Source organism: Pseudomonas sp. NPDC098740, assembly GCF_044760065.1.
GTDB lineage: Bacteria > Pseudomonadota > Gammaproteobacteria > Pseudomonadales > Pseudomonadaceae > Aquipseudomonas > Aquipseudomonas rossensis.
The window spans coordinates 286,801-304,000 of sequence record NZ_JBIWAM010000001.1 but is presented as its reverse complement, the minus strand read 5'-3'; the positions used below and the strand labels follow the sequence as shown (position 1 = coordinate 304,000).

The window sequence follows — 17,200 nt, the reverse complement described above, 5'->3', positions numbered from 1 at the left end:
TAACAGGGGAACAGGGATGGGTTGGCTGCACTCGAGACGTTTACATTACTGGCTGGGCGCGACAGCGATTACGTTTGCGCTGTTTGCTGTGCTTCGGGTCATGTTCTTTTTCGGCTATTCCGGTTTCGACGCCAACGCCCTGATCGACAAAAATGACGTCATGGAAACCCTGGGAATCGGCTTTCGTTTCGATCTGCGCCTGGCCATCCTGGCGATGTTACCGTTGGCGTTCCTGGCCTGGATTCCTCGCTGGAACCTGATCGGCAGCCGTCTGCTTCGCCGCATCGCCCGCGTGTATCTGGTCGCGGCCCTGAGCGTCCTGCTGCTGATTTACATCATCGATTTTGGTCATTACGCCTACCTGGGTGTGAGGATCAACGCCACCGTGCTGCGCTTCATCGAGGATGCGCAAATATCCCGTGACATGGTCTGGCAGACCTACCCGGTTATCTGGATTTCATTGGGTTGGCTGGCAACGGTCACGCTGGTGACACTGGCCCTTGTGCGTCTGGAACGCGTAACGCTGGACCGCCCTCGCAAAGCCATTCGCCGGCTCGCCGCGACATTGGGTGGCGCGTTGATGGTCGTGGTGGTGCTGCTGGGCATTTTGGGTCGTGTCGAAAACATGAACCTTGAAAACCCGGTCCCATTGCGCTGGAGCGATGCGTTCTTCTCGGGCAATAACCAGATCGCTGCGTTGGGCTTGAACCCGGTGTTGTTCCTCTACGACACGGTCAAAGTCGGCCAGTCGCGCTATGACGAAGCGCAGGTGCGCGAACACTACGCGGTGATGGCCAACTACCTGGGGGTGGACAAGCCTGATCCGCAAACCCTTGATTTCGTCCGTCACCAGGCACCACAACCCTACAAAATACCGGGCTCGCGGCCGCCGAACGTGATGTTCGTCATGCTCGAATCGCTGGGCACCAGCGCCGTCGGGGCCTATGGCAATCCGATCAATCCGACGCCGAACATCGATCGACTGGCCACGCAGAGCTGGTTCTTCGAGCACTTCTATGTGCCGGTGACGGGGACCGCAAAAACCGTCTGGGCCAGCATCAGCGGTGTGCCTGACGTCACCCGTCAGGAAACCGCGACGCGTAATCCGTTGATCACCAAGCAAAACACACTGATCAACGCCTTCACCGGTTACGACAAGATCTACACCATCGGCGGCAACTCCGGCTGGGCCAACATGAATGCCTTGATCCGGCAAAGCATCGACGGCGTTCGCTTGTTTGAAGAGCGGGACTGGAAGTCCCCGGTGGTGGATGTCTGGGGGATTTCCGATCTGGACCTGTTCAAGGAAACCGACCAGATCCTGCAAGCACTGCCCAAGGACAAACCGTTCTTCGCCTATGTACAGACGGCCGGGAATCACCGCCCCTTCACGATTCCCAAGACCAATGATGGATTCGAGGTCAAGCACCCTACCCTTGCCGAAGTACAGGCCGCAGGATCGCGCAGTGTCGAGCAGTACAACGCCGTGCGTTTGCTGGACTTCAACATCGGACGCTTGATGGAAATCGCCAAAGCAGGCGGCTGGTACGACAACACCATTTTCGTGCTGTTTGGCGACCACAACACCCGTATCGCGCAGATCCCGTTCCTGGCACCGGCCTACGAGCAACTGGGTCTGGAAAGCAACGCGGTGCCGATGATCATCCACGCACCAGGTTTGCTGGGGACGCGTAAGGTCAAGGAAGCGGTCGGCCTGGTGGACTTGCTGCCCACCGTGGCGGGCATGGCCGGCCTTGAGTTTCGCAACAGCGGCATGGGCCGTGACATTCAGCAGCCCGCTCCCGAGGGTGAACGCGTGGTACCCCTGGTACTGCGTGAGGGAACATTCCCACTGATTGCTGGCGTGACTCAACACTACATGGTGCAGATGGAGCATGACGGCAGCTCGCCAAGTCTCCATGACCTGGCCTCACCAACGCCGCTGGACAACGTCGCCGAGCAAAACCCTGAAGAGTTCAAGCGCCTGTCGCAACTGACCCGCGCCATGCATGAAACCTCAAGGTTGATGCTGTACCAGAACGTGCGAAAGTAACCACGTTTGCCTTCAAGCCCCGTCTATTGGTCCAGATAGACGCGGGCGCGCCCCGTGATGCCAGTAAAAGACTCTGCCTATCACGACCCAATACTCCCCCTATTAGCTGACTTCCCAACTGGGGTCTAACCTTATTCGAGCGCCGGCACCATAAGCCGGCCGGTCAAGAGCTGATAAGGAGATAGGAATGGGTCAGAAGCCTGACTAAACCTGCCGTAGGCCACCGTGCAGGCAACTCGATTGCCGCTGTTCAGAATTCCCGTGTGATCAAAACAATCAGTTGATCAAACTGCTGGCCCTGCAGCCTGTGTCATTGGTTTCGCTCGTTGCTATTTAACGCCCACGCTGGGCCGGATAGCCGGATGAACACGACCAAAGGTAGCTCACACATGGCAAATGAATCGAAATGCCCGTTCAATCACGCCGCTGGCGGTGGCACGACAAACCGCGACTGGTGGCCGAACCAACTGAATCTGAAGATCCTCCATCAGCACTCGTCCCTGTCCGACCCCATGGACGAGGGCTTCAACTACGCCGAAGCATTCAAAAGCCTGGACTTTGAAGCGGTCAAAAGAGACCTGACTGCGTTGATGACCGATTCCCAGGACTGGTGGCCGGCGGACTTCGGTCACTACGGGCCACTCTTCATTCGCATGGCCTGGCACGCCGCCGGTACGTACCGCACCGGTGACGGTCGTGGTGGCGCCGGTTCCGGTCAGCAACGCTTCGCGCCGCTCAACAGTTGGCCGGACAACGTCAGCCTCGACAAGGCACGCCGGCTGCTCTGGCCGATCAAGCAAAAATATGGCCGCAAAATTTCCTGGGCAGATCTGATCGTCCTCACCGGCAACGTTGCGCTGGAATCCATGGGCTTCAAAACCTTCGGCTTTTCCGGCGGTCGTGCGGACGTTTGGGAACCGGATGAGGACGTCTACTGGGGCTCCGAAAACAAGTGGCTGGGCGGCGACACCCGCTACGGCAAAGACAAGGAACCCATGCAAGAGCCCGGCGAAGGCCCACTCGTTGCCGAGCCGGGGGAAAATGAGGAGAGCCGCACCGACCAGGGGCGCAACCTGGAAAACCCGCTCGCCGCCGTGCAAATGGGCCTGATCTACGTCAACCCGGAAGGCCCGGAAGGCAACCCCGACCCGGTCGCTGCCGGGAAGGACATCCGTGAAACCTTCGCGCGCATGGCGATGAATGACGAAGAAACCGTGGCACTGATCGCCGGCGGCCACGCCTTCGGCAAGACCCACGGCGCCGGACCTGCCGACAATGTCGGCGCCGAGCCCGAAGCGGCTGGCCTCGAAGCCCAAGGCTTTGGCTGGAAGAACAGCTTCGGCACCGGCAAAGGGCCGGACACCATCACCAGCGGCCTGGAAGTGACCTGGACCACCACGCCCACCCGGTGGAGCAACAACTACCTGGAGAACCTGTTCGGCTTCGAGTGGGAACTGAGCAAAAGCCCGGCCGGTGCGAGCCAGTGGATACCGAAAAACGGTGCCGGTGCGGGCATCATTCCGGATGCTCACGACCCGTCCAAGCGTCGTAATCCGACCATGCTGACCACCGACCTGTCGCTGCGATTCGACCCGATCTATGAACCGATTTCGCGGCGCTTCCTGGCCAATCCAGACCAGTTGGCCGACGCATTCGCCCGCGCCTGGTTCAAGCTGATCCACCGCGACATGGGTCCCCTCTCCCGCTACCTCGGCCCGGAAATGCCGAGCGAAGAGCTGCTGTGGCAAGACCCGATTCCAGCGGTCGACCATGCCTTGGTCAACGACAGTGACGTCGCCGCACTCAAGAGCAAACTCCTGGCCTCGGGCCTGACCGTCTCGCAGCTTGTATCAACGGCTTGGGCGGCGGCTTCGACCTTCCGTGGCTCCGACAAACGCGGCGGTGCCAACGGTGGGCGTTTGCGTCTGGCCCCGCAGAAGTTCTGGCAGGCCAACCAGCCTGAGCAATTGGCGAACGTGCTGGCGAAACTCGAAGGCATCCAAAGCGAGTTCAACAGCGGCGGCAAGAAGATCTCGCTGGCAGACCTGATCGTGCTGGCCGGTAACGCGGGCGTCGAACAGGCGGCGAAAAATGCCGGTCAAACCGTGACGGTGCCGTTCACACCAGGACGGATGGACACCTCCCAAGAGCAAACGGACGTGGAATCCTTCGGCTTCCTCGAACCCATCGCCGATGGCTTCCGCAACTACCTCAAAGGCAGATACAGCGTAGCGGCCGAGCAGCTGTTGATCGACAAGGCGCAACTGCTGACACTTACCGCGCCAGAAATGACCGCGCTCATTGGCGGCATGCGCGTGCTGAACACCAACGTCGGACAAACCAGGCACGGTGTATTCACCAAGCAGCCGGAAGCGTTGACCAACGACTTCTTCAAAAACCTGCTGGATATGGGCGTGGAATGGAAACCGGTGTCGGAGGCTAATGAGGAGTTTGAAGGCCGCGATCGCAAAACCGGCGAAGTGAAGTGGACCGGCACCCGTGTCGACCTTGTCTTCGGCTCACATGCGCAGCTGCGTGCGTTGGCGGAAGTGTATGCAACCGCTGATGCGCAGGAGAAGTTCGTCAAAGACTTCGTAGCCGCCTGGGCCAAAGTGATGGGCCTGGATCGCTTCGACCTTAAGTAACACGAGCGTTAATGCTGAAACTGCAACGCCTCCCACTGTGGAGGCGTTGTGCTTTTTGTCACTTGACGCTTCACGCCGTTAGATGGGAAAACGTGCGTGGCCCGGATGCAAGCGTTGGGTTCGGCATGAATCAAGGAAGACTCATCAACACCATGAAAACCCTACTGTGTTTGCTGATCGCCACCGGCGTCGGCACCGCGCTGCAATATGCCGGTCTCCCCCATGGCCTGTTGCTGGGCTCGATACTCGCCACCGCATTGATCGCCAGCAACTTGCGTTTTTCCCCCACGCTGCCCTTCAGCCTTGGCTACGTGCAAATCGTATTGGGGATCGCGACCGGCCTGATGTTCACCTCGTGGAACAGCCAAACGGCGGCCGCCATGTTACCCAGTCTGGGCTTCATGCTGCTGGGCCTGACGGTCCAAAGTGCCGTGGCCGGCGTGTGGCTGCTCAAGGTCTCGGGATGGAACCCGAAGGACTCCCTGTTAGCCGTGTATCCGGGCGCACTCGCCGCCGTGTTCGATTTGCTCGAGTCCGAGCGCGCGTCCAGCAAGGTGATCGTCGTGCACCTGGTGCGACTGCTGTCCATCACCGTGCTGGTCAGCTTCTGCATTCCCGGGCAGACCGACGTGGCGCTTGCCGAGAGCAGCCCGCTGCTCATGAGTACCGCGCTGACCCTGCTATCGCTGATCGCCTTGTGCCTGTTGCTCGGCCGCTTGCTGTTGCGCGTCGGCGTTCCGGCACCGTTCATGCTCACCGCGATCGTCGTCACCGGCGTCTACATCAAACTGGGCTATCTCCAGGCCTTCCACCTGCCGTCATGGAGTGTCGACACCGCCGTGGTCCTCCTCGGCGTGCTGATTGGCTCGAAATTCAAAGACATCAGCCTCGCAGAACTCGTCCGCCACGGACGAGCCGGGCTGATGGCCGTCGGCCTGATGCTGCTGATTGCAGCAGCGTTTGCCGCAGTGGCCGGACGGGTACTGGGCAGCGATCCCTTGTCGTTGTGGCTGGCGTACATGCCTGGCGCGATCGAAACCATCGCCCTCGTCGCCTTCAGTGGCGGGCTGAACGTGGTGTTCATCCTGACCCATCACCTGGTGCGAATGGTCGTGCTGCACTTTGCGCCGGCGTTGGTCGTACAGGCGCGGCGCTGGCGGGAGGATGTCTGATCGCAGAAAGGACTAAGCGGGAGAGATCGTGGCCAGGGCACCAATCAAAATGGTCAACACCAGAAATCCACCCAGGAAAATCGCCATCTTGCCCATTGGGCCTCCTACATTATGAGTTTGCGGAGCAGCCGTTGCCGCGACTGCGGAGCGTGCCGATATTGTGAGCCGGCGGCTGTGTGCGTTACAGATGCAGATGACGCAGGAAAATACGGATCAGAAAACCGAATTGGGGCTAGATCGCCTTTAAACGTCAATTCCGCCAGGATCTATTTATGCCGCTGAGTTTTCATAAAATGCACGCCAATGGCGATGACTTCGTTATTGTGGACTCGCGAAACGCGGCCAATCCAATGACAAGTACCCTGGCTCGGCGAATGGGTGATCGGAACCGAGGAATCGGATTCAATCAACTCGCGGTGGTGCTCGATTGCGATGATGCAGATGCGCGTTTGATGTTTTGGAATGCAGATGGCTCCACGCTGGATGTTTGTGGCAGCGCAACGCGGGGTGCCGCGGATATGCTGATGCGCGAATCAAATACCACTTCGATAGCGCTCCGAACCAACCGTGGCCTACTCACTTGCGAACGAACTTCGACCGGCGCAGTTTCTGTGAACATGGGGGAGCCGCTTTTCGGCTGGTCGGATATTCCCCTGGCTCTGGAACTGGATACAGCTGTTTTGCCACTTGCTGGTGACCCAACAGCGTGCAGCATGGGCAATCCGCACTGCACCTATGTTGTGGATGATCTAACAGCCATTGATATAGCGACAATCGGACCGACAATTGAAACCAACCCCCTATTCCCCCTCAGGACGAACGTACATTTCGTCCAGATCATTAACCGGAAGCACATTCGGTTGCGCATTTGGGAGCGATGGGGTGGCATTCCGCTCGGTTCAGGTTCCTGTTCTTGTGGCGCCGCTGTTAACGGAATTCGTCGTGGTTTATTAGACAACTCCGTTGAGGTTGAATGTGATGGCGGAACCGTAACGGTTCAATGGGATGGCGTGGGATCTGTCTTTCTTATCGGACCGGTAGAGACAACTTTTTCGGGAATGATCACGGATAGCTTATTGCACGTTTAATAGCGGCTATATCGTGATAATCGGAGGAGTTAATCATTCACGACCACTGATATCAGCTCAACAACCAACGCGACATCAGACGCGTCGTCAACGGCATCAACCCATAGACCATACTGAATGACACCACCCCGGCAACCGCAACCTTGAACAACCAGACCGGCAGACGCAGATCAGACAGTTCAAGCCCAGCCGCCAAAACCCAAGGCACAAAAACGGTCAACGGCAATACGATCATCCAGGACAGTAACCATTGCTTCCATCGCTCGACGGTTACCCGTCCTTGCAGCGGCTCAAACCAGAATTTCGAATCATCGTCAGTACGGTGGTAGTCCTGCCGCAGCCAGGGCAATGACTCGCGCAATAAGGCATGACGAACCCGGGATTCCAGCCAGGCCGTGACATGCCCCTTGCTGACAAAGCGCAGGATGATTGCGTAGCGCAAGTGCAAGCCGACCGGTTTGACCACATCCGTCGCCAGGTAACCCGGAAACTGTCGATGGGCGTCGATGGCCTTGTTCATCCATTGCTCATACAACGCCTGATACTGCGGATTGACCTCATGCACAATCACACTGACGCCAATATCGGCGTCAATGCTCATGGTTGCTGCCGCCGGAGCATGGCCCGCTGGTAGAGGCGTTCGCGCGCCAGAATCATCGGATCGTGACTGGGTGCGATGCCATCGGGCAAGCGCCCGGGATTGAAATCAAGGCGCTGCTGGGCAAGCTGTTGTTCCTCAGCCGGGACAAGCGCATCAAGGGTCAGAATCCCCAGCTCGACTTCCTCGTGGCTGCGCGACCAAGGGATCGACCCGTCTTCGATGGCATCCCCCGGCGCCGCCAGTTGCACCACCAGACGTAACTTCACTGCCCCCCTGGCCAGTCGGGCGCCGATTTCGGCCTGCAAATAATCGGCTGGCATCGCGGCGGCTTGCTGATCACTCAATGCAGGCTCTGCCAGCAACGGCTCAATACGGTAGCGACCGATAAACGCTTCACCCTGACGGTTGCTGAACACCAGGGCATTCACGCCAAAGTATTCGACGCTGGCGTAACTGCTCGGCGCGGGCTTGGGTGCCTGAAGAAAATGCTCCGCACGTGGATGATTGGCCAGAAAGGTTTGCAGCGGCAGCGGATTCGGCGACGTGGCGACGTTGGCGGCGATGCCCTGCAAAAAACTCAGGAAGTCTTCGGGTGTGGCCACCGGAAAGCCGTTGAACGAGTGCGTCACGATGTCCGTGAACTCACCGTCCGGCAGCGTAAAGCGAACGGCCAGGCCGTGAGGACTGGCCTTCGGATCGCCGTCCTCGGTGGCTGGCACGCCGCTGAAGTTGGAGAACCTCAGCAGCACCGACTCCGGTTGCCCCTGCAAATGGGCAGCCCGGCTTAGTACGGGAGCTGATGGCGAAGCCGCAAAGGTTCCGCGTAGCAATACACCCTTGGCATGGGTCACGCGAAATCCCGGGTGATGGCCGAACGTCGCGGCGAGTGCATCAAGTAAAGCGTCGTAAAGTCTGTCCTGGGACATGGGGGCACTTCTCATGGGCGACACATTATTCTGGTTGGCGGCAAAGGCAGAGGACGCGGCAAGCGTCCCTGCCAGCAGCATGCCGATCAACAATCGGGGTGGCTGCATTGGATTCAGCCTTGACGCAGGCCAGGATTGAGGGCGATGTGTTTGTACTCGACAAAGTCATCCATGGCCGCCACGCCGTTGAGGCGCCCCTGCCCCGACTGTTTGAAACCCCCTTCTTCGAACTCGTCGTAGACCACGGCCCAGTCGTTGACCCACACCGTGCCCGCCTCCAGTTCGCGAGCCACCCGCAGCGCGCGGTCGACATCGCGGGTCCAGACACTGGCCGCCAGACCGAACTCGCTGTTGTTGGCCAGTTCGATCGCCTCGGCTTCGCTGTCGAAGACCTGCAGCGTCAGCACCGGGCCGAAAGTTTCGCGCTGGACGATCGCCATCTCGGGGTCGCTGACCCGCAGCAGCGTCGGGCGATAGAACGCGCCCTTGGCCAAAGGCCCCTCGGTCACCGGGCCACCGCGAACGATGACCTGGGCACCGGCGGTAATCGCCTCCTTCACGATTTGATTGACCCGTTGCACGTTGGGCTTATCGATCAACGGACCCATTTCGCTGGCCGAATCCGCGGCGGGCCCCACACGCACGGCTTCCAGTCGCTCGGCCAGACGCTCGGTCAACGCCGTGGCGATATCGCGTTGCACCAGCAGCCGCGAACCGGTCATGCAGAACTGACCGGCGAATACCGTCAGGGCTTTCACCAGAGTGGGTACTGCGGCATCAAGGTCGGCGTCGTTAAACACCAACATGGGTGTTTTCCCGCCCAACTCCAGGCCAAAACGCTTGAGGTGTTGCGCCCCCACGGCTGAAATCGCCCGGCCGGTGGTGGTGCTGCCGGTAAAACTGATCACCGGAACCCGGGGTGATTCCACCAGGTGGATGGAGCCGGCCGCGCCCTGCTCGCTGAACAGGTTGATGACGCCGCGCGGCAGCGACAGCGCCTCGCTCATGATCCGGGCCACCAGGCAGTTGGTCTGCGCGGTTTGCCCGGGCATTTTGATGACCGTGGTGCAACCGGCCGCCAGCGCCGGTGCCAGCGAGCGAATCATCAGCACCACCGGCGAGTTCCACGGCACGATGATGCCCGCCACGCCTACCGCCTGACGAATCACCAACGATAGCTTGCCGAGTCGGGGCTCGGCCGCTCGACCGTATTCGGCACGCGCCAGGGCGGCGTAATAGCGCAACTTGGAGGGCACCATGCCGACCTCGAACTCGGCTTCGGGTCGGATCTTGCCGTTTTCCAGCGCCAGGGTATCGATCAGCTCATCGGCGTTGCGCTCGAAGGCGTCCGCCAGCTCCAGCAACACCTGAGCGCGCAATTGGCGGTCATCTTTCCAGGGTGTTTCGGCAAACGCCCGTTGCGCCGCTTCAATCCCTTGTTGCGCTTCGTTCAAGCCTCCTTCGGCGTATCGACCAATCAGCTCGTAGGTCGCAGGGTCGATGGAGTCTTTGTAAACACCGGAGTCCAGCCATTGGCCGTCGATCCAGTTCAAAACCGGGGTGCTGTTCATAGAGGCAGGTTCCTGAGGGTCAAGCGTAAAGACGGGCAATGTGCTCGGCGGTGGCAATCACGGTGATGTTGGTGGCGACGGATGGCACGTCGGGGAAGACCGACGCGTCCACGACGCGCAGCCCCTGCACACCGATGACCCGCGCTTGCAGGTCGACCACCGCTCGCGTATCCCCTGGCTTGCCCATCGGGGCCGTCGAGGTCGGGTGGTGATAGGTGTCGAGACTGGCTTTGACACTGGCCAGCAAGGCCTCGTCCGAATCGTTGCCTTGACCGGGGTTGAGCTCGGAATGGATCAACGAATTCAGAGGCCCCGTGGTGCCGATTTTGCGGGCCAGACGGATGCCATCCAGCAGGCGCTGGCGATCCTTGGGCTCGGCGAGAAAATTCAGGTCGATGTTCGGTGCCACGAACGGATCGCGACTGGCCAGCGTCACCTTGCCCCGAGACAGTGGCCGGGTCAGGGCTACCGCGAGCACGAAGCCAACGCCGGTCGGGCTCTGATCATGAGGGAACAAATGGGTGGCCGTGATATGCAGATCCAGCTCGCCATTCTCGGCAGAACGGCTGTGGGTCCAAAGTTTGGCCCCGATGGCGGGCGACTGGCTGCCGATCAGGTCAGGCCTGGCGGCATAGGCGTTGTAATAGAACGGGTGATCCACCAGGTTCTGCCCGACCGCCAGCTCAGCGACTTGTGGAATCTGCAAGGCTCGCAGGTCCTCGCCAGGACCAATGCCGGAACGCAACAGGATCGCGGCACTGCCGTAGCTGCCAGCCGACAGGATGACTTCACCGGCCAGCAGCTTCTCACCGTTGCCCAGTTGCACACCGACCGCACGAGTACCGTCGAACAGCACTTTGTCCACCAGGCTGTCGGTGCGGATATGCAGGTTGTCGCGTGCGCGCACCTCATCGGTGAGATACGCCATGCCGGTGTTGACCCGCACGCCATTGACAATGTTCATCGGGTACGGACCCACGCCGTGGGCGTCAGCGCCGTCAAAGTCCTCAATCACTCTGTAGCCGTTGGCGAAGGTCGCGTAGATGAAGGCCCGCTGCATGGGGGTGACATCGGCCTTGCCCAATTGATGCACCGGCAGCGGCCCTTCATGGCCGTGCAACGGGCTGGCACCACCGCTGTGGGTTTCCAGTTTTTTGAACGAAGGCAGCAGCTCTTCATAGCTCCAGCCAGGCAGATCCCAGCGCTTGAAGTCGCTGGCACGGGCGCGGATGGCCACCGCGCCATTGATCGCCGAACTGCCTCCCAGCACCTTGCCGCGCAAGGCGCCGATGGGATGATCGATGTAGCCCGGTCGGGTCTTGTAACCCCATTCGAACTCAGGATTGGCATTGGCACCGACGATGTCACTGCTGGCAATGATCTCGGGGTAATTGTGCGAACTGTAGCTGTGGCCCGCCTCAAGCAATACCACCTGACGCTGGTTGTTCTCGCTCAAACGACGGGCCAAAACCGCACCTGCCGAGCCACCGCCGACAATGATCACATCAACCGGGGCGCTGTGAGCGGCACGCTTGCCGGTACTACCGCTTGACTCCAACGCCTGCGCCAAACCACTGCCCGCCGCCAGCGTAGCGGCAGCCACAACACCGCCGGCCAGAACAGCACGGCGAGCAGGATTGTTAAGGGTACTCTTCATCCGTCTTCTTCCCTGTCAGACGCCAGATTGCGTCTGTTGGGAAAAAGCATATGGGAGGGTGCGCAGACTCATAAGCCGGCAAAAGACGATTCCACGTTTCGTTATTCTCGAACGAATCAACGCTGTGGTTGCGAGTGAGCCGTCAGCATTTGCTCCCACACCGGCGGGCTACCGATCTGTTCGATGAGGAAGTTGATCAGCGCCTGAAGCTTGGGCGAAGCTCGCTGAGATCGCCGGTAAACCGCCGAGATATTGCCGCCTCGAGGGGCATAAGGCGCGAGCACCTCCTTAAGCTCACCGGCGACAATCGCCTGCGCCGCCAGGAAGGTCGGCAAAATCGCCAGGCCCATACCAGCCTTGGCGGCTTCCAAAAGTTGATGGCCATTATTGGTGCGCATACGGCAACGGACACGGAATGATTCCAAGGTGTTGTTCACCGGCAGCGTCCACATGCCGTGGGGTTCGCGATTCACATAGAGCATGGCGAAATGCTGGGCCAGCTCTTGCGGGGTTTGCGGTGTGCCGTGAGCGGCCAGGTACTCCGGACTCGCACAAATGATGTGCCGGTTGGGCGTAATGGTCTTGGCGACCAGCGTGGAGTCAGGCAACTCGCCGATGCGGATGGCCGCGTCATACTGCTCTTCGTGCAGGTTGACGTGGCGGTCATCAAACTCGACGTCCAGCCGCAACTCAGGGTAACGCACCGCGAATGACGACAGAATCGGCGTCAGGTAGCGAATGCTGAAGGCCATCGGCGCTGCAAGCCGCAGGACCCCGCGCAAACTCGATTGAAACGCCAACACTGCATCTTCGGCATCTTCGACATCGGCCAGAATACGTACGCAATAACTGTGAAACACCTCGCCCGACTCAGTCAGCCGGGCCTGACGACCACGCTCCAACAAGATGCTGCCCAGGCGCTTTTCCAATTGCTGGATCCGCAGGCTAACCATTGACTTGGCGATACCCAAACGCCGGGCGGCTTCGGAAATACTGCCGGTGTCCACCACCATGACGAAAGAATGCATCTCGGACAGTTTGTTCAAGTTTTGGTAATCCAAAGAAAAGTCGGGGGGCATACCTTTCAGAAGGCATGCCCCCTCAAGGTTTTTTATGCGGACTGGAGGGATTTTTTAATGGCATCGGACAACTTTTCCGCCGTCATGATGACGGTCGGGTTCAAGTTGATCAGCGGGATCTCGGGAAAAATAGACGCATCAATAACGCGCAGCCCTTCTATGCCGTAAACGCGCCCTTCCTCATCCACCACGGCGTTTGGGTCATCCGGCAACCCCATCGGGGCCGTCGAACAAGGGTGCTGCAAAGTGCCCACACCTTTTGCCAGCGCGGCACTAATTTGCTCATTACTGTCGTCAGTGGATGAGCCTGGATAGAGCTCTTCCACGATGATGCTTTTAAGCGGTTCGGTGTTGGCCAGTTTTCTGGCCAGACGGAAACACTCAATCATCCTGTTCATATCATCCTCACTGCTCAGATGATTCAGTTCGATCACAGGTGCCTCTTCGGGATCGCGACTTTTCAAACGCAGGCGGCCGTGGGACGTGCAATGCATCAGTTCCAGCCCCAGCGAAAACGCGACACCGGTCGGACTGCTGGCGGGATCGAGCAAATGCGAGGGAGAAATAGCGATATCCAGTTCCTTATCCGAACCGGCATAGGATGAGTGGGTCCACCACTGCGCCCCCACCACCGGATGATCCTGCCCCTTCAACGCTTCTGTTCCACTGAAATTCATCCAGAAGAACGCATGATCGAGCAGTCGAACACCGACCGGCGCCTCTTTGACCAAGGGAATATCCAATGCTTCAAGGTCTGCCCTGGGGCCGATACCTGAACGTAGAAGAATGGCAGCAGAGCCATAGGCGCCAGCACAAAGAATGACTTCTCTGCCGTGGACTTTTTCACCTCCAGCCAACAGCACGGACTGAACCTTGCCGCCTTCAATCAACACTTTGTCGATGAGGCTTTGATCCAGGATTGTCAGGTTTTGGCGAGCGCGTACTTCACGGGTGAGATAGGCCATCCCGGTGTTAACGCGCACACCGTTGATCACGTTCATTGGAATGGGGCCGGCGCCGTTATTGGCCTCTGGGTCATTAAAGTCGTCAACTTTGTTGGCTCCGCAAGCCCATGCCGCCTCGACCATTGCGCGCTGTACAGGAGTGATGTACTCCAATGACATTTGGTGAATCGGCAGCGGCCCGCTGCGGCCGTGCCATTCTTCTTCACCGTGCGGGGTGCGCTCCATTTTTTTGTAATAGGGCAGCACCTCTTCAAAGCTCCAGCCTTTCAGGCCTTTGGCAGTGAAGCGCGCAAAGTCAAAAGGCAACGCACGGCAGGCAACGGCGCCATTGATGGCGGAACTCCCGCCCAATACTTTTCCACGCGGAACGTAGACCGCTTGTGGTTGATCGACCGGCGTTGCGAAATACCCCCACTCATAACGTCCATCCGCGTTGGCGGCGATGATATTGCTGCTGTAGATCGCTTCTGGATATTCATCGGGTTCAAAGGCTCGACCCGCCTCAACCAACAGAACACTAAGTTGTTGGTCTTCCGACAAACGTGCCGCCAATACGGCGCCGGCAGAACCGCCACCCAGAATGACAAAGTCGAATACCTTGCTATTTACAGTCATCTTTCATATCCCTATTTATTGATCTAGCGACTTTGATTTACATCGCAGGTCATGTTCAGCGCGTGGTGTTCAGCGCTTCGGTAATGACCTTGGCCACGTCTGCCGGGCGGGACTGATGCGGCACATGGCTGGTGGGCAGCGCCGTCGTTGTGGCATTTATTTTCCTGGCGAGTGCGCGCTGAAGTTCAGGTGCAATCATGCGATCGCGCTCACTGACGATGTACCACGATGGCTTCTGCTTCCACGCGGCCACGCTGATGCGTTCGTCGAACGCTCGGGCATTGATGGCGCCTTGCGTGGAGGCCATCAATCGGGCCTGCGCGGCGGGCGCGTCCGGGGCAAAATCCTGCTCCATACCATGCTGCGTGAGCGACAGATACCCGGCCTTGTCGGCCACAAATTCGCGCATGCCCGGCGACGGCGGATAGTCTTTACCGAGCTCACCCGTGGTCTGCCCGACGTCCGGGGCGAAGGCGGCCACGTAAACCAGCGCCGCTACCTTGTCACTGGCACCGGCTTCAGTGATCACACTGCCGCCCCACGAATGCCCGACCAGCACCACTTTGCCCGGCGCCGCTTCAATAGCGCGACGGGTTGTGACCACATCATCGGCCAGTGAATTCAAACCGTTCTGCACGGCCCGTACTTGCACTCCCTTGGCCTGTAACAAGGTGATCACCTTCGCCCAATCAGAACCGTCGGCAAACGCCCCATGCACCAGCACAACGGAAGGATCATTTGCAGCATTGGCACAACACACCGAACCCAGTGCGGCCAAACCCAAAGACATGGCGAGAACTGTCCTGCGTAACATCTGTATCTCCTTAAGTGAACCAACCAAACAGCGGCAATCTAGCCGCCGTGTTGCCTGGTCAACTAGGCCCCAATAGTTGGTTTCTCTTTCCCATACAGTGGACGATCCTTCTTGTATAGTTGGCCTCCTTTGGCTGAATGAACGTCGCCCAGTGCTCGATCTCAATGACCTTCAGTACTTTGTTATGGTGGTGGACCACGGTGGCTTCGCGCCGACTGCTCGGGCGCTAGGCATTCCAAAATCCAACCTCAGCCGACGGATCGCACTGCTCGAAGAAAGACTCGGTGTGCGCTTGATCATCCGTAACACCCGCAGTTTCAAAGTGACGGAACTAGGGCTGACGTACTACGCCCATTGCCGTTCAATGCTCAAGGAAGCAGAAGCCGCTGAAGCGGCCATTGCCATGACCCGCTCAGAACCTGGCGGCTTGCTGCGCGTCACCTGCCCGACGGTGTTACTGGAAGAGTGCGTAGGCAGCATGATCACGCGATTCATGGCCATGCACCCGCGTGTCGAAGTGCATCTGGAAGCCAGCGACCGTCAAGTAGACGTGGTGGCCGAGGGCGTTGATCTGGCACTGAGAGTACGCCCGCCTCCCCTTCAGGACTCGGACCTGGTTAACCGGGTTATGTCCCAGCGGCCACAATGTTTGGTGGCAAGTCCCGCGCTACTGCAGCGCCTGGGTGAGCCTGAAAAACCGGAAGACCTGTCACGCTTCCCCAGCGTCCATCACGGCAGTCCGCAACGTGATTACAGCTGGACGTTGTTTCATCAGGATGGCGCGGAATTTACGATTCAACACCGTCCGCATCTCATCACCAAAGGACTGCCCATGCTGCGATGCGCGGCGCTGGACAGCGTCGGCATTGCGCAGATGCCTATGTCCCTGGTGCACGACTACATTGATCGCGGGCAACTGGTGATGATTTTGCCAGACTGGGCGCCGAGGACGGAGATGATTTATGCCGTGTTTGCGAGCAGGCATGGGATGCTGCCGTCGATGCGGATGTTGATCGATTTCATGGTGGAGCAATTCAAGTTGCTGGATGACCCGGCGCGAGGGATGCGGGTGAGTCCACTGGTTTGATGTCTTGTCTCAGGAACCTGGATAAACTTTAAATCATTCGCCCAGCGACAGCCGCATCCGGCAATGACGCCACCGATTCAGCCATAGGACTACATATAACCGATGAACATCGCACACAAAAAAATTTGGCCGATTATTCTAATCAGCACTGTCATGGTCGCGACATTACAAATCTTATTAAACGAAGCCATGATCCAAATCGCGCAGGCTCAATTCGGCAATATTCCTGCACAGTTGATCATGGATATTTCTCTGACCATCGCGGCCCATTCGGCCCTGATTGCAATCGTGCCGGTGATACTAGGAGTGTTTAGCAAGACCGCCGCAAGCTATGTCACCCTCACTATTCTTCTTTCACTCTATTCGACCATCACCACGGGCATTAATGCCATCGCCCCTATGGTGGTTGTTACAGTTGTTTCTTTTTTGATTTTTTATGCGTGGACGAGGGCACGGCAAATTCTTGAGTTCTTGCGTATAAAATAAGGATCAAGCGCAAGAATGGATAGAAAGCCTGGAGTTGATGTGCGGCGATGAGGGAATCTGACTTGCCACAAACACTTGTCTGCTTTGAGCATTTCGTAACCTGCAAGACCAGAATTTCAGACATAAAAAAGCCCACTGACCGTCACCGGCTCAGTGGGCTTTTTTACTGCGAGTCGCGTTGAAACAACGCCCTAACCTACTTCTGCGGATCTACCTGATCCAGCACCCGATTCACCAGCAACTCTGCCAGGGAAATCATCTGCTGGATGGCTAGCGCCATATTGCATTGCGGGGGCCGGTGAGACTGAACGCCAATTCGCCAATTCGCTGGCCATGACATTGGCTGAAGTACAAAAACCGGGACTACAAAAACCGGGACAGATTTATTTTTCAGAATAATGGTGATGGATTATTTTTTCCCGGGGCGTCAGACATTCAGTT

The 17,200-nt window shown here is 58.5% G+C and carries 13 protein-coding genes and 1 pseudogene; 6 read left to right on the top strand and 8 right to left on the bottom strand.

Annotated elements, in window-relative coordinates:
* Positions 1 to 16 precede the first annotated feature (16 nt).
* The 4 genes from ACIQU2_RS01535 to dapF all read left to right on the top strand — a co-directional run bounded on the left by ACIQU2_RS01535 (position 17) and on the right by dapF (position 6,958).
* Positions 17 to 2,053 (top strand): LTA synthase family protein, encoded by a 2,037-nt coding sequence (locus ACIQU2_RS01535; protein ID WP_403137934.1) that lies wholly within the window; start codon positions 17 to 19, stop codon positions 2,051 to 2,053.
* 389 nt (positions 2,054 to 2,442) lie between these two features.
* Positions 2,443 to 4,698: a catalase/peroxidase HPI gene (gene katG, locus ACIQU2_RS01530; RefSeq protein WP_403137932.1), complete on the top strand. Its 2,256-nt coding sequence runs from the start codon at positions 2,443 to 2,445 to the stop codon at positions 4,696 to 4,698.
* A gap of 152 nt (positions 4,699 to 4,850) precedes the next feature.
* Positions 4,851 to 5,870 (top strand): AbrB family transcriptional regulator, encoded by a 1,020-nt coding sequence (locus ACIQU2_RS01525; RefSeq protein ID WP_403137929.1) that lies wholly within the window; start codon positions 4,851 to 4,853, stop codon positions 5,868 to 5,870.
* Positions 5,871 to 6,142: 272 nt separating this feature from the next.
* On the top strand, positions 6,143 to 6,958 hold the full coding sequence (gene dapF / locus ACIQU2_RS01520) for a diaminopimelate epimerase (protein WP_403137927.1): 816 nt from the start codon (positions 6,143 to 6,145) through the stop codon (positions 6,956 to 6,958).
* 52 nt (positions 6,959 to 7,010) lie between these two features.
* On the opposite strand, the gene ACIQU2_RS01515 is transcribed toward dapF, so the two are convergent.
* The 7 genes from ACIQU2_RS01515 to ACIQU2_RS01485 all read right to left on the bottom strand — a co-directional run bounded on the left by ACIQU2_RS01515 (position 7,011) and on the right by ACIQU2_RS01485 (position 15,186).
* Entirely contained in the window at positions 7,011 to 7,559 is a 549-nt protein-coding gene (locus tag ACIQU2_RS01515; protein WP_347804854.1) for a hypothetical protein, read from the bottom strand.
* Positions 7,556 to 8,485, bottom strand: a complete 930-nt coding sequence (locus ACIQU2_RS01510) for a catalase family peroxidase (protein ID WP_403137924.1) — start codon at positions 8,483 to 8,485, stop codon at positions 7,556 to 7,558. The genes ACIQU2_RS01515 and ACIQU2_RS01510 overlap by 4 nt, the downstream gene beginning before the upstream one ends.
* 113 nt (positions 8,486 to 8,598) lie before the next feature.
* Complete coding sequence (locus tag ACIQU2_RS01505) at positions 8,599 to 10,056, bottom strand: aldehyde dehydrogenase family protein (RefSeq protein ID WP_347804856.1); 1,458 nt, start codon at positions 10,054 to 10,056, stop codon at positions 8,599 to 8,601.
* Between the two features lie 19 nt (positions 10,057 to 10,075).
* Positions 10,076 to 11,713, bottom strand: a complete 1,638-nt coding sequence (locus ACIQU2_RS01500; RefSeq protein ID WP_403137920.1) for a GMC family oxidoreductase — start codon at positions 11,711 to 11,713, stop codon at positions 10,076 to 10,078.
* Between the two features lie 116 nt (positions 11,714 to 11,829).
* Complete coding sequence (locus tag ACIQU2_RS01495; protein WP_347804858.1) at positions 11,830 to 12,759, bottom strand: LysR substrate-binding domain-containing protein; 930 nt, start codon at positions 12,757 to 12,759, stop codon at positions 11,830 to 11,832.
* 65 nt (positions 12,760 to 12,824) lie between these two features.
* Positions 12,825 to 14,372, bottom strand: a complete 1,548-nt coding sequence (locus tag ACIQU2_RS01490) for a GMC family oxidoreductase (RefSeq protein ID WP_403137918.1) — start codon at positions 14,370 to 14,372, stop codon at positions 12,825 to 12,827.
* 55 nt (positions 14,373 to 14,427) lie between these two features.
* Positions 14,428 to 15,186, bottom strand: a complete 759-nt coding sequence (locus tag ACIQU2_RS01485) for an alpha/beta fold hydrolase (RefSeq protein ID WP_403137916.1) — start codon at positions 15,184 to 15,186, stop codon at positions 14,428 to 14,430.
* 151 nt (positions 15,187 to 15,337) lie between these two features.
* Between ACIQU2_RS01485 and ACIQU2_RS01480 the strand changes: the two genes are divergently transcribed.
* A complete protein-coding gene (locus ACIQU2_RS01480; protein WP_347804861.1) occupies positions 15,338 to 16,273 on the top strand; it encodes a LysR substrate-binding domain-containing protein in 936 nt (311 codons plus the stop codon).
* Positions 16,274 to 16,375: 102 nt separating this feature from the next.
* Positions 16,376 to 16,759, top strand: coding sequence for a hypothetical protein (locus ACIQU2_RS01475; protein ID WP_403137913.1), 384 nt, complete (start codon positions 16,376 to 16,378; stop codon positions 16,757 to 16,759).
* A 196-nt stretch (positions 16,760 to 16,955) separates the two neighbouring features.
* On the opposite strand, the pseudogene ACIQU2_RS01470 reads toward ACIQU2_RS01475, so the two are convergent.
* Positions 16,956 to 17,077: pseudogene (locus ACIQU2_RS01470) on the bottom strand (DUF6124 family protein); the annotation flags it as partial.
* Positions 17,078 to 17,200: the final 123 nt, after the last annotated feature.